The organism is Cyanobacteriota bacterium (genome assembly GCA_025054735.1).
Taxonomy (GTDB): domain Bacteria; phylum Cyanobacteriota; class Cyanobacteriia; order SKYG9; family SKYG9; genus SKYG9.
On the sequence record JANWZG010000049.1, the window covers coordinates 1 to 13,478 of the forward strand.

10 protein-coding genes are annotated in these 13,478 nt (G+C 49.1%); 2 read left to right on the forward strand and 8 right to left on the reverse strand.

Annotated features, from left to right (window positions below; genetic code table 11):
• Positions 1-39: 39 nt before the first annotated feature.
• A complete protein-coding gene (gene dapB / locus NZ772_03995; GenBank protein MCS6812720.1) occupies positions 40-867 on the forward strand; it encodes a 4-hydroxy-tetrahydrodipicolinate reductase in 828 nt (275 codons plus the stop codon).
• 71 nt (positions 868-938) lie between these two features.
• Here dapB and NZ772_04000 read toward each other — a convergent pair whose 3' ends face one another.
• Both NZ772_04000 and NZ772_04005 read right to left on the reverse strand, forming a co-directional pair.
• Positions 939-3,350 (reverse strand): tetratricopeptide repeat protein, encoded by a 2,412-nt coding sequence (locus NZ772_04000; protein ID MCS6812721.1) that lies wholly within the window; start codon positions 3,348-3,350, stop codon positions 939-941.
• A 238-nt stretch (positions 3,351-3,588) separates the two neighbouring features.
• On the reverse strand, positions 3,589-4,536 hold the full coding sequence (locus NZ772_04005; GenBank protein MCS6812722.1) for a cobalamin-binding protein: 948 nt from the start codon (positions 4,534-4,536) through the stop codon (positions 3,589-3,591).
• 470 nt (positions 4,537-5,006) lie between these two features.
• On the opposite strand from NZ772_04005, the gene NZ772_04010 reads away from it, so the two are divergent.
• Positions 5,007-7,724 (forward strand): ATP-binding protein, encoded by a 2,718-nt coding sequence (locus NZ772_04010; protein ID MCS6812723.1) that lies wholly within the window; start codon positions 5,007-5,009, stop codon positions 7,722-7,724.
• Between the two features lie 8 nt (positions 7,725-7,732).
• Here NZ772_04010 and NZ772_04015 read toward each other — a convergent pair whose 3' ends face one another.
• The 6 genes from NZ772_04015 to NZ772_04040 all read right to left on the reverse strand — a co-directional run bounded on the left by NZ772_04015 (position 7,733) and on the right by NZ772_04040 (position 13,346).
• Positions 7,733-8,266, reverse strand: coding sequence for a phycobiliprotein lyase (locus tag NZ772_04015; protein ID MCS6812724.1), 534 nt, complete (start codon positions 8,264-8,266; stop codon positions 7,733-7,735).
• A 379-nt stretch (positions 8,267-8,645) separates the two neighbouring features.
• Positions 8,646-10,088 carry a Re/Si-specific NAD(P)(+) transhydrogenase subunit beta gene (gene pntB, locus NZ772_04020; GenBank protein ID MCS6812725.1) on the reverse strand — a complete coding sequence of 481 codons (1,443 nt, stop codon included), beginning with the start codon at positions 10,086-10,088 and terminating at the stop codon, positions 8,646-8,648.
• Between the two features lie 22 nt (positions 10,089-10,110).
• Positions 10,111-11,055, reverse strand: a complete 945-nt coding sequence (locus tag NZ772_04025; protein MCS6812726.1) for a proton-translocating transhydrogenase family protein — start codon at positions 11,053-11,055, stop codon at positions 10,111-10,113.
• A gap of 1 nt (position 11,056) precedes the next feature.
• Entirely contained in the window at positions 11,057-11,782 is a 726-nt protein-coding gene (locus NZ772_04030) for a hypothetical protein (protein MCS6812727.1), read from the reverse strand.
• A 158-nt stretch (positions 11,783-11,940) separates the two neighbouring features.
• Positions 11,941-13,143 carry a serine/threonine protein kinase gene (locus NZ772_04035; GenBank protein MCS6812728.1) on the reverse strand — a complete coding sequence of 401 codons (1,203 nt, stop codon included), beginning with the start codon at positions 13,141-13,143 and terminating at the stop codon, positions 11,941-11,943.
• Between the two features lie 32 nt (positions 13,144-13,175).
• Positions 13,176-13,346: a hypothetical protein gene (locus NZ772_04040; protein ID MCS6812729.1), complete on the reverse strand. Its 171-nt coding sequence runs from the start codon at positions 13,344-13,346 to the stop codon at positions 13,176-13,178.
• Positions 13,347-13,478 lie beyond the last annotated feature (132 nt).

Consider the following 13,478-nt stretch of genomic DNA (forward strand, 5'->3'; position numbering starts at 1 on the left):
CTAAAGTTACTGAAAGTTGTGAATGGAGATTGAGCAATCATGGCTAGTCAATACCCGATTCCAGTGGTGGTTGTGGGCGCAGCCGGTAAAATGGGGCGGGAAGTTGTTAAGGCAGTTTCTCAAACAAAGGATATGACCTTGGCAGGGGCGGTCGATCGTAATCCAGCCGTTCAAGGTCAAGATGCGGGTGAATTAGCAGGCTGCGGCACGTTGGAAATCCCAATCACCAATGAACTAGAGCCAATGCTAGCAATGACTTTTCAGGAGCGGCAACCGGGCGTTATGGTGGATTTTACCCATCCAGACAGTGTGTATGACAATGTGCGATCGGCCATTGCCTATGGTATTCGTCCGGTGGTTGGTACTACAGGCTTGAGTCCAGAGCAAATTCGTGACCTAGCTGAATTTGCTGACAAAGCAAGTACTGGATGTGTTGTAATCCCCAACTTTTCCATTGGGATGGTGTTACTGCAACAGGCAGCAATTCAAGCATCTCGCTACTTTGATCATGTAGAGATTATTGAACTACACCACAACCAAAAAGCTGATGCTCCCAGTGGCACAGCCCTGCAAACGGCGCAGCTATTGGCTGAGCTGGGCAAAACCTACAACCCGCCTTTGGTCAAGGAAACGGAGAAGCTAGTGGGTGCAAGAGGAGCGCAAGCTGAGGAAAATATTCGTATCCACAGTGTGCGACTACCGGGGTTAATTGCCCACCAGGAAGTCATTTTTGGGGCGGCTGGGCAGATCTATACGCTACGTCACGACACGAGCGATCGTGCTTGTTATATGCCTGGCGTACTATTAGCAATCCGTAAGGTTCTAGAGCTAAAAACGTTAGTCTATGGACTGGAAAAGTTACTATAGTGCCGATTCTTGTTTTGAAAGGCTTCATCAAGTTTGAGCAAAACCAAGGGCTTTGTCTAGGGGTTTAATCTCTAATCGCGGTGTAGGAAGGAACGGCTAATGAAGTTGGTTTCAGCAGCGAGATCATCTTCAGCACTGATTAAGTGTAGTAGGGTTTCGCGACTGCTAGCTGCTTGAGTATAGTCGGGTTTCAGACTCAGTGCTTTATCATAAGCTGCAATTGCCTGCTGATAGTTACCTAACTCTTGAGCAGCTCGTCCTTGCCAATACCAAAAATCTGGTCGATCGGGTTGCAGGTGTATTGCCTTGTTAAAGCAAGCAACTGCCTGCTTGTAGCGTTTTAGCCGAGCAGTTAGTCCACCTAGCCGATACCATAGTTCTGCATTATAGGGGTTGAGTTGGATAGCTTTAGCGTAGGCTTGAACAGCTTCCTCATAGCTGCCTAGATGAAACAAAACGCTAGCTCGCCGTGACCAAGCTTCAGGATGGCCAGGTTGGGTCTGAATTTGGCGATCATAAATGGCTAGTGCTTCGCTATAGCGCTTGGCTTGTTCTAGAGCTAACCCCCGCATTAGCCACGAGTCTTGCATCTGCTCAGAAAAGCCCGTCACAGGCACAGGGGCCATAGCTGCACTGTCGATTGGCCGACGTACTAGGGCAATATTCAACGAATCTGACGACTCAGCAGCATAGGATGAGGTGTCACCCCGGAGTCTTCGTAGAGAGCGTTTGCGGGCTTCGACAGCGGGTTGAAAGTTGGCGTTGATTTGAAATGCACGATCGTAAGCATCCAGGGCATCGTCGTACCGACCAATCAACTCAAAAATTCTGCCTTGGTCATACCAAGCCCAGTAATGATCAGGACGAATGTGGACAACTTGGTCGTAGGAGGCGATTGCTGCTTCGTATTGTCCCAACTTTTCCAACACGGTGCCACGCTTAAACCAAGCTAAATGATCATCAGCTTGAATCGCGACGACGTGATCATACGAGGTGATTGCCTCTTCTAAGCGCTGCAAGTTTTCTAATGCCATACCCCGCATGAACCAGGCCAAAGGGTCATTAGGGTTATCTTGCAGGGTTTTGTCACAGGACGCGATCACTTCATCGTAGTGCTGCAAGTGATACAAAGTGTCGTCTCGCTTGAGCAAACTGAGCACTCGTTTGCGATCGTTAACGGCTAGCTCAAACTCTGGTTTTAGGTAAACTGCTCGATTGTAAGAGTTAACCGCATCGTCGTAGCGCTCCAAGGCTTCTAGCACTTTGCCCCGATCGCGCCATGCCCAATAATTTTCTGGACAATACTCCACAGCACAATCATAGGATGCTAATGCCTCCTCATAAAGACCTAATATCTCCAGCATTTTTCCGTGTTTTAACCAGGCAAAATAGTCATCTGGTTGTAGTTGCAACACCTGCCCATAGGACTCTGCTGCATCGTCGTAGCGCTCGCTATTTTCCAAGGCAATCCCTAGTTTGAACCATGCAAATACCTCATCTGGCTTGGCTTGCACAACTTTCATGTAGGCTGAGGCTGCCTCATGGTAGCGATAAAACTGCAATAACTCATCAGCCCGCTCAAACCACCCTAAATAGCCATCATTAGGGGTAGCCACTGGAAACTGCATGGGTAACCTAGGCCCTGGAGCTGTTAAGACTGTGTGTAAATCCTGTAAATCTTGTAGTACTTCAGCCGCTGATTGATAGCGCTCTCGAAAATCACAGCGCACCATCTTGTCCAAAATGTTGGCTAGGTCACTGGAGATATCCTTGGCACGATCGCGCCAGATCAGCTCAGAAGTTCGTGGATCAACTGGTAGCCGCTTCACAGATACCTTAGTCAAGGCTTGAATACAAATGATCCCCAAGGCATAGATGTCACTACTGTAGCGAGGGTTGCCTGCCATTTGCTCGTTGGGGGTATAGCCAGCAGATCCAACGGCGATCGTGAAGGTCATTTGACTCAAGTTATCTAGAGACTGGGCACTGATTTGTTTCACTGCCCCAAAGTCAATCAACACAATCTTGCCATCGGCATGGCGACGAATTAAGTTAGACGGCTTGATGTCTCGATGAACGACCTGTTGCTGGTGTACAAAATCGAGAGTTGACAGCACATCTTCCATGAAGGCAATTAACCGATCCTCAGTCGAATAGTCTTGAGCAATCAGTTCCCGTGTTAAGACATCTCCCTCAATAAATTCCTGAACGAGGTAGAATTCCTCGTTTTCCTCGAAGTGAGCAAACAACCGGGGAATTTGGTCGTGGGTACCCAGGGTATATAGCACTGTTGCCTCTGTGTCAAATAGCCGTCGAGCTGCCTGCAATGACACTGGATCGGTCAGCTTTGGCTTGAGTTGCTTCACAACACAACATGGCTTGCCAGGTAGGTGCTGGTCGATCGCTAAATAAGTCTGAGCGAACCCGCCGCCACCTAGATGCTTAGTTATGTAGTAGCGTCCCCCAATGGTTGTTTCCAGCATTCGATATGCCTGGTGTAGGGTTGTAATTATGCGTATTCAACAATTGTGGCACAGCAATCTTTGACGATGTTAAGAATTTGCTGGCTTGTCTACTCAACCCCCTTTTCCATAGCTATAGGGTAGCTGGAAGACGCTGAAATTTTCCATATCTTTAGAGACAAATCTCAGAATTGATACATGTAGAGCTTCTATATGGAAGCGGTTCAGTACAAGCTACAGCCCTAGCAGGTGCTGTTACTCAAAACTCTAGAGCAAGCCAGCCTATGCCCTGATAACGAGGAGTAATACAGTCGGGGTGTAAAATCTCCACCAAAATTTCTAGGGAATCAACTAATCGAGGGCCTGGACGGTTGAAATAGTGGTTACCATCGGTAGCATAGATTCGACCATTACGGACAGCCTTCAACCCTTTCCAGTCAGGGCGCTGCAACAATAGTGATGCTTCTTGGGTGGTGCGTGGGAGGTCAAACCCGCAGGGCATAACCACAATTACATCGGGGTCTGCAGCAATAATCGCCTCAGGCTCCAACCAGGGAGAATGTTCTCCGATCGTCCCAAATAAACATTGCCCACCCGCTAACTCTACTAGCTCTGGCACCCAGTTTCCGGCTGCCATCAATGGCTCTGTCCACTCGATGCAAGCAACTGTAGGGCGCTTAACGATTGCTTGAGTTTGATGAACACAGGCATCAACCCGCGCTTTTAACTGGGCGATCGTCGCTACTGCAACTGGCTCCACATTGTAGTCTGGAGTAGACAACGCTACAGCTACTCGATGGATATCAGCCCAGACATCAGCCAACACCCTAGGTTGTAATGAAATGACGCGAGGTTGACCTGTGACTAAGGTTGCCACAGCTTGCTGTACATCAGCTAGGCTTACAGCGCAAACCTCACACTGAGCTTGGGTAAGGATATGGGTTGGCTGCAATTGTGCCAATAGGTCAGTGTTTACACGATAAACAGCCAATGCCGACTGCAACAGTTGTGTTACCCGATCATGAATTTCGCCACTAGTGCCCACTGGGTTAAATTTCGGTGCAGTGCAGACTGGGCGATTGGCTATGGCTGGTGGGTAGTCACACTCGTGGGAACATCCCACCAAATGCTCCGTCAGGTGCAACCGTGCCACGATTTCTGTAGCGCTAGGAATCAAGGACACAATTCTCAAGGGTGAGCTACTCATCAACCTATTGATAATCTCCAGTTGAATAGTCTTTGATATGCTTCGAGATATTGCCAGCTAGGTAATGTGCCATGTAGTCTAGTAATTAGCCTATTGCATCTACTCGCCACTTGTGCTGATTCAGATGCTCAACCCTTGATGGACAAACCCGATTAAAGATTAAGTCTACTGGATGGGGGTTTACGCTAAGAGAATAGTACTACTAAGTGGACTGATGGTTTGTTCATGGGTTTAGCATAGCAGTTGATTCTAGCAATGATTCCTAGCAATGGTGTAGTTGACTCTGCGCACGTAATAACGTTCACTTCGAAAGCATTGTGGCTACCATAGCGTGATATAGACAGCGTTGAGAGTGTCTTTATGCAACTGTCCTGTACTTAAGTAGATTTCCTGAATATGTGGATCAGCACGATCGCCTACACCCACAACCATTCGTTTGGTTAGGTCACACCAATTCCTACTGAATCCATATGAGCTTCCAATATGCTAGCTGCGTTTATGAAAATGACTACCAGAGTCATCCACCCAGTAGTCAACATGCATCTAAGGGGCTGCCAAGCTACCCACTTCACCAGTTACTAGAGAACGCTAGTGACATTGTGGTGGTTTTTGAAGCTGATGGCACGTTCCGCTATGCCAGCCCGTCAGCTCGGCACATCCTGGGGTATACCCTTGAGGATGTTGTTGGCAAAAGTGCCTTTGAATTTGTCCACCCTGAAGATGTTGGCATTATCGCTGCTACTTACCAGCAAGCATTACAAAATCCTGGGGTGATCCAACCTACGGTGGAATATCGTGTGCGCAAGCGAGACGGTAGCTGGTGTGTGTTGGAAGCAGTTACCACTAGCCTGCTTGAAGATCCTGCAGTTAATGGCATTGTGGTTAACTGCCATGATATTACTCAGCGCAAGCACGTAACAGACACCTTGGCTACTCGTGAACGCTATCTATCGGCTTTGGTCGAGATAGAGCAAGTGTTGCTAGCGTTTGATGTTGACGAACGGCTCTATGATGACATTCTGGAAGTGTTAGGACAAGCTCTGGATGCTAGCCGCGCCTATGTGTTTGCTGTGCATTCTGATCACGACGGAGGATGGCTAGCTAGTCAACAGGCTGAGTGGTGCGCCCCTGGCATTGAACCTCAAATTCATAACCCTGACTTGCAGAATTTACCTATGCATCGCTACGCACCTCGATGGATTGATATTCTTGGCCGAGGTGATGCGATCGGCGGCAATGTCAGGGACTTTCCGGAGACAGAGCGCCAAATTTTAGAGATGCAAGGGATTCAGTCCATTCTAGTATTACCGCTGCTAGTTCATGGTAAATTGTCGGGCTTCATTGGGGTAGACCAGTGCACAAGAATTCAGGTTTGGGACTTGCCAGAGATTGACCTGTTGAGTGCGGCTGCGGCTGCTATTGCCCTTGCTCAAGAGCGTAAACTTGCCTTTCAGCAGATCCAACAACGAGTACAGCGAGAACACCTGCTGAATCGCATTAGCCGTGTGTTGAGTTCTAGCTTTGACACAGACTCAATTTTGCAAGAGGTTGTGTTGTTAGTAGGGCAGGGGCTGGAAGTCGATCGTGTCTTTATCTACGCAATTCAAAATGAGCAGGTTTCTGTGCTGCACGAGTGGCGGGCTAGTGATGACATACCCGCAATGTCCAACTTCAAAGCCGATGTAGCTGGTTGGTCAAATTTAACGGATCCGGATGCACCGTTTTATCATCGACAGCCATTTCACGCACCCGACTATGGGGCCTTGCCCTCAACACCTGTGCGTCAATATTTAATAGAGCATCTAGGGGTTAAGTCTGCTCTCTGTGTTCCGGTGTTTATTCAGGATCAGTTGTTTGGGGGGGTAGCCTTACACACGACTGTCAAAAACCGCACCTTTACTACAGATGAGATTAATCTGCTGACTAGTATTGCAGACCAAGTAGCGATCGCCCTGTACAACGCTCGCAGCTATGAGCAATTGGAACGTTTGGTGCAGGAGCGAACACAACAACTTCAAGAGGAGAAATATCTGTCTGAAGTAGCTAACCGCGCCAAGAGTGAATTTTTGGCCAGCATGAGTCACGAACTCCGCACGCCGCTGAATGCCATCCTTGGTTTGTCTCAGGTATTGCTGCAAGAAATCTTTGGTAGCCTCAACAGCAAACAGAAGGAGTATCTCGGGTGTATTCGCAGTAGCGGCGACCATCTGTTAGCCCTTATTAATGACATCCTTGACTTGTCTAAGATAGAAGCAGGTAAGGTCGAAATTGTGCCAGAGGTAGTATCGGTTTCAGACATTTGTGATTCTTGCCTGACAATCGTGCGTGAACAAGCCTATGAGCGTGGCCTGCAACTGCACAGTCAGCTTGACCCCGCTGCTGAAGTGTGTGTTGCTGATCAGCGTCGCTTGCGCCAGATGTTGCTGAACTTATTGTCTAATGCTATTAAATTTACTCCTGAGGGTTGTGTCACCCTAGTAACCGAAAAACATCCGGCTGGCATTTCCTTCACTGTTGCTGATACTGGCATTGGCATCCCAGAAGAGCAGCTTAATCGGCTATTTCAACCCTTTACCCAACTAGACAGTGGCTTAAATCGACGAGCAGAGGGTACAGGCTTAGGACTATATCTAACCCGCAGCCTTGCCCAATTGCACGGCGGTGACGTTACTGCTCGATCAGTTGTGGGGCAGGGTAGCCGATTTACAATCTATCTGCCCGATCGGCCTTTACCTACAGATGAGCCAGCATTCCAGGCTGCCAATAGTGAGCCTGCAATCAGGGCTGAGTCACTAACTGATAAAGAACCATCCATGGCCTATCGAATTCTTTTGGTGGAGGACGATGCTGAAAGTGCCATGCTAATGCGTGATTATCTCACTAGCCAGGGATATCAGGTCGAACATACCTGGAATAGTAACAACTGGTTGCAGCGGGTACAGCAGTTCCGACCCCAATTGGTGTTAATGGATGTGCAGCTATCGGAGGCATTGACAGGCATTGATTTGTTAGAAATGATGCGCCGAGAAGCAGAGTTAACGCACATCCCCGTGGTTATGGTGACTGCTCAAGCAATGCGAGGCGATCGAGAGCGCTTTCTAGCCGCTGGAGCCACGGATTATCTCAGCAAACCCATCGATATCCATCAGCTTGACGCTATTCTGCAACGCTATCTGCCTCAAGGGTGACCTGAATCCTAACTTGTGGGTTTAGCCCCACCAAAACGAATCTCAGAATAGAAGGATGTGGTCATTAGTCCATTCCCTTGGCTCACAAGGCTAGTACGAAGCCGTAGGTTAGGGCTGGCAAACCATAGTCGTTCTTCAGTAAATGTTGTCTTGGTCTCACGGGTAAACGTCAGCACGTCATCCCGACCGATCGCATACCGTCCAACAACAGGAGCACTACTGGGTAGGGTTGGTTGACAAATCACCATTCCCTCACTAGCCTTGGCAGCATCAGGGACAGAAACAATCATCGTCACACCCGTGATTTTTTTGGTGCTGTGGTCAGTTGTTCCAGTCCAAGCAATCTTTGCGCTACACCCCACTAGAGTAGGATCAATGTCATGTTGTGCACAAAGTGCCGCGATGTCCGGGTGGTCAGATGACAGCATCTCAAACTGAAGCTCAGATTTTCCTCCTTGCGTTTGCTGAGAATCTGTACGATGGCTAGAACGCTGAGAGAGCCATTTGCCTACACTCAGCTCAAAAAACTCAACGATCGTCATTGCTAAAACCGTTACCTATCTTCCTATAGCAATCCTATCCCATAGGAATTAAGAGAATCACCTTGCATTCCCATTTTTTCTCTAGTTTGGGGACGACTTGGAAGGGGCAATGCAAGTGGATATTGGCTAGCTGATACGTTTTCAAAAAGCTAGGCTGCCGAATCCATTAGTTCATAGTAAAGATCCTAGCTCATAGTAAAGATCCATTAGTTCCAGTAAGGATCCATCAGTTCGTAGTCAGGACTTAAGTCCTGACTAAAAGTCACCTGTAACGACAGTTGGAGGAATTGGTATGGTTACAAGCTATCTATAGCCGTAGCATGGGGAAGCTGGCCTCTACCATCCTACGTCACTACCTTACCCCACTAGGTTTGCTTAATCAGGTGAGAGCAACAGTGGGTTGTTTACTGGTTTCAGCCGGAGTTGCATGGTCACTGCGTAGGTAGCTTAGCAGAGTATCCAAGTTCTTCTTCGCGTCACCAAACAACATGCGAGTGTTAGCTTTGTAGAACAGAGGGTTTTCTACTCCGGCATAGCCACTAGCTAGGCTACGCTTGAGGACGATCGTAGTCTTAGCTTTCCAGACCTCCAGCACGGGCATCCCTGCGATCGGGCTGCTAGGATCCTCGATCGCGCTGGGATTAACGGTGTCATTCGCTCCAATTACCAAGGCCACATCGGTTTCAGGAAAGTCATGATTGATTTCTTCCATTTCCAGCACAATGTCGTAGGGCACCTTGGCTTCGGCTAAGAGCACATTCATATGGCCCGGCAAACGACCAGCCACTGGATGAATACCGAACCGTACTAGTGTACCTTGCTTGCGCAATAGCTTGACCATATCAGAGACAGCGTACTGAGCTTGGGCAACGGCCATACCATAACCCGGCACGATAATCACACTTTTCGCTTGTTGCAGCAATTGAGCAGTCTCATCCACGGTTGTTGGCGTGGCCTCGCCGCCTGTCTGCGCCGCACTACCCGCTGGAGTTGCCCCACTCTCTGCCCCGAAACCACCCAAGATTACGCTCAAGAAGTGGCGGTTCATAGCTTTACACATGATGTAGCTAAGAATGGCACCGCTGCTACCCACAAGGGCACCCGTGATAATCAACAGGTCATTGGAGAGCATAAAACCAGCCGCTGCTGCTGCCCAACCAGAGTAACTATTGAGCATCGAGATGACTACGGGCATATCAGCTCCTCCGATCGCCAACACTAGGTGCAGCCCTAAAACTCCGGCGATCGCTGTCATCACCAACAAGGGCAACAACCCATTGGGCGTGTTCATAAACAACCAACCTAGGTAAATAGAAGCTCCTAGCATCGCTAGGTTTAGCACATGCCGCGCTGGCAACAACAGGGGCTTGCTGGTGATTAGTGCCCGCAACTTGCCAAAGGCAACTACAGATCCGGTGAAGGTTACAGCTCCAATGAACACACCTACAAAGATCTCGACATTGTGGATTATTTTTTCCACCCCTATCAGAGAGGCATCGGGATGCAGATAGTTAGCGATGCCAACCAAGACAGCCGCTGCCCCCACAAAGCTATGGAGAATAGCTACCAGCTCAGGCATTGAGGTCATGGCAACCTTAGAGGCAACGATTGCCCCAATCACCACTCCTGGCAATACTGACAAACCTAAGGTGAGATAGCTCTGGGTGCTAATGCTTGCTGTGGTGGCCACGACGGCAATCACCATCCCTAGGATGCCGTAGAGGTTTCCCCGGCGGGCAGTTTCTTGGTTAGACAAGCCACCCAAACTCAAGATAAATAGAGCACTGGCTGCAATATAAGCAATTGTGATTAAGCTGTTCATAGATCTTTGAGGGTGAATATAGTTACTTTTGGAACATCTTTAACATGCGCTGGGTAACCAAGAAGCCACCGGAGATGTTGATGGTGCCAATTAGGATAGCGATCGCACCCAGAATGGTTGTAGGCGAGCCGAAGGAGCCAGAAATCTGGAGAATGCCACCAATGATGATGATGCCACTGATGGCATTGGTTACACTCATAAGGGGAGTATGTAGTGCTGGCTTCACGTTCCAAATCACTTGCCAGCCCACAAAACATGCCAATACAAACACTGTAAAGTGAGACAGAAACGACGAAGGAGCCACTAGTCCGATAGCTGTGAGAGCAATTCCAGCCAACACTAGCCATATTAGGTCTCCATTGGCCTGAGGTTCAGTGGCTGTCGTAGAACCAGCAGTGGCTGTCGTGGAACCAGCAGTCGCTGATTGAGCCTGGGTAGGCTTAGCTTCAACCTTCACGGCTATAGGGGTTGTAACCGTCTTACCGGCACCGTTGCTGCTTGCAGAAGTGCTCGCAGTAACTGCTACAGGCTGCTGAGTATTGGTCACAGGTTGTGGGCTAGGAGCAGGTTTAGGCTTGTTAGGAGACCAAGTAACTTCCCCTTGGTAGGTAAGCAGTGCTCCAGCCACAATTTCATCGTCGCGGTTGATGTGATAGTTAGCTGCACCGCCTAGGTCATCCAGAAAGTGGTAGAGGTTAGTGCCATAGAGCTGGCTAGCCTGCTGGGCCATGCGACTGGGCAAGTCAGTGTAGCCAATTATGGTTACGCCTTGATAGCGGTATGCCTCGCCCGGTTTGGTAAGTTCACAATTACCACCCTGCTCTGCGGCCATGTCCACAATGACAGATCCATCCTTCATGCTTTCCACCATTTCACGGGTGATTAGCACGGGGGCCTTTACACCGGGGATCAGGGCTGTAGTGATGATAATATCCACGTCCTTGGCTTGCTCGGCAAACAATGCCATCTCAGCTTTGATAAATTCTTCGCTCATGACCGCCTTGGCCAGTGCCGTCTTCCTGGAAGTCTAGTTCCAGAAACTCAGCACCCATGCTTTCTACCTGTTCCTTGACTACAGGGCGAGTATCAAAGGCACGGACGATCGCCCCTAGGTTACGAGCTGCCCCAATCGCTGCCAAACCAGCTACTCCTGCCCCGATGACTAGAACCTTTGCTGGAGGCACCTTGCCCGCTGCGGTAATTTGCCCTGGAAAGAAGCGATCGAAACAATTTGCTGCCTCTATTACGGCTCGATAACCAGCAATATTTGCCATAGAGCTGAGGGCATCTAGCTTTTGGGCGCGAGTGATGCGAGGCACTGAATCCATCCCCAATACCGTAGCTTTCTTGGCTGCCAGACGTTCCAATAAATCTTTGTTCTGGGCAGGAAACATAAAGCTAATGAGGGTTTGACCTTCGCGCACAAGGTCAGCCTCGTGCTGCTCTCGGTCAGCATAGGCCATCGGTGGGCGCACCTTCAGCACAATATCTGCCTCTGCCCAAAGGTTGGCAGCACTGGGCACAATCCGGCAATTTACCTGCTCATAGGCACTGTCTTCAAAATTAGCAGCTTCACCAGCGCCGGTTTCCACTAGCACAGTAAACCCTAATTTTTGTAATCGTATGGCTGTGTCTGGCGTTGCCGCTACCCGACGCTCACCTGGATAGATTTCCTTGGGGATTCCAATATTCATAAATGTCTGGTTCTTAATTCCCGCACTTAAACCAGCATCCTAAAGTTGATCCCCAAAAATTGATCGCACTCTTCAGCTTGTTTTAAGCAACCAGTAATTCAGCTTAACTAAGTTGGCTGGCGCTAATGACTATTCCCCAAACAACCGCCATGCCCCAACTATCGATTGGCAACTGACAACTTGAGCCAGTTGCTGAGTTCGTGAGAGAGCCATGCAACTTCTGCGCCCGTCAAGGCACCTAGGGCCAACACTGAAAGTTTAAGGCGGAGGGCAGTCGTCAACAGCAGATTACGTCCTAGACAGTATCGAGTTGTGCCAGCCTGCAAGATTATGTGGGGAAGCGGAACCGTTTGAATTGCTGCGAGACGGGTCACTTTACGAATATTATCGGGCTGAGGATGAACCCACCGTAACCCCATCAGCTCATAGGAGAGAGAAATGCGATCGTCTAGGCGCAAACGTGTGCGTCCCCATAGGATAAAAACCACTAATCCTGTTAATCCCATGGCTACTAAAGTCGCTGACAGGGGCAAAACCAGAGGAATAAGCTCACCATTAGGAACTGTAGTCAGTGCTTTATACAGCCAGAAGGCGATGGTGCCATCTATCGCTAGTACAGCTACTATGAGCCAAATCGTAAGCCTCGTAATGCCTACGCAAGGTAGACGGACTTCTAAAAATGATCCTGTTTTGACTAGGACAACGCGGCTCCCTGGCGGCTTACGAAGATTTTTTAACGTCGATGTTGGTTGTTGTGCAACAGGGGGTGATGTCTTAGGGTTTAGCAGACTCTCTAGGGCGGCTTGGGCTGAGGCTGGACGATTGCTTACCTCTGGTTCAGTCATCCATTTTAGCCATGCCGTGAACTCTGGCGACAGAGGCGCTAGCTCTTCAAAGCGAAGCCGAAGATTCCGGTGGGGGATTTTGTTGATTGGCACGCCAGTTGCCACTGTTACTAAGGTTGTTCCTAAGCTGTAAAGGTCTGAAGCTACACTGACACGACCGCTGAACTGTTCAGGCGGCATGTATCCATGGGTGCCTACGATCGTAAACGTCGTAGCTTCCCTAATGCCAATGGTCTTCACCGCCCCAAAATCCACTAGATAGACGTGGTTGAGAGTCTTGCTACCATCACCCAGCAAGATATTGTCTGGCTTGATATCTCGGTGGATGACGGGTGGGTTTAGCCCGTGGAGATAGGTGAGAATATCCAACACAGCGGCTCCAATTTGAATGGTCTCTGCCTCACTAAACCGTCGCCCCTGTTGCAACAGAGCAGCTAACGATCGACCCTGAATAAACGTCTGTACCAATGCCAAACCCGTTGACCCGGTAGTGGACTCTAACTCAAAAAAGCCCAGATAGCGAGGAATAGCAGGATGGTTCAGGCTTGCTAATGTTTCAGCCTCACTGCATCAGGATCAATAGAACCCTGAAAAATCAGCATCTTCACTACCACGGCTGATTGGGTCTGCATATCTTCTGCCAAAAATGTTCGGCGATTGTCTGCATGTCCCAACTCTCGAACAATTCGATAGCGACCATTGAGAATTTTGCCGCTCATGGGTTAATTAAATTACCTCAGGTTACAACTGGAATTCCCAGCCAGTTACTTAGCTCATAGGCTAGCCAGTCTTTTTCTGGCTCACTCATACCCTGATCAGTTCCCAATTCAAAACTCTGTGCCCCTGCCCAG

Excerpts from the sequence above, each read along its gene's own strand:
- pntB (MCS6812725.1), bottom strand. The coding sequence starts at position 10,088 with ATGAACAGCTTAATCACAATTGCTTATATTGCAGCCAGTGCTCTATTT.
- NZ772_04010 (MCS6812723.1), top strand. The coding sequence starts at position 5,007 with ATGAGCTTCCAATATGCTAGCTGCGTTTATGAAAATGACTACCAGAGT.
- NZ772_04015 (MCS6812724.1), bottom strand. The coding sequence starts at position 8,266 with ATGACGATCGTTGAGTTTTTTGAGCTGAGTGTAGGCAAATGGCTCTCT.
- dapB (MCS6812720.1), top strand. The coding sequence starts at position 40 with ATGGCTAGTCAATACCCGATTCCAGTGGTGGTTGTGGGCGCAGCCGGT.
- NZ772_04040 (MCS6812729.1), bottom strand. The coding sequence starts at position 13,346 with ATGAGCGGCAAAATTCTCAATGGTCGCTATCGAATTGTTCGAGAGTTG.
- NZ772_04025 (MCS6812726.1), bottom strand. The coding sequence starts at position 11,055 with ATGGCATTGTTTGCCGAGCAAGCCAAGGACGTGGATATTATCATCACT.
- NZ772_04005 (MCS6812722.1), bottom strand. The coding sequence starts at position 4,536 with ATGAGTAGCTCACCCTTGAGAATTGTGTCCTTGATTCCTAGCGCTACA.
- NZ772_04030 (MCS6812727.1), bottom strand. The coding sequence starts at position 11,782 with ATGAATATTGGAATCCCCAAGGAAATCTATCCAGGTGAGCGTCGGGTA.
- NZ772_04000 (MCS6812721.1), bottom strand. The coding sequence starts at position 3,350 with ATGCTGGAAACAACCATTGGGGGACGCTACTACATAACTAAGCATCTA.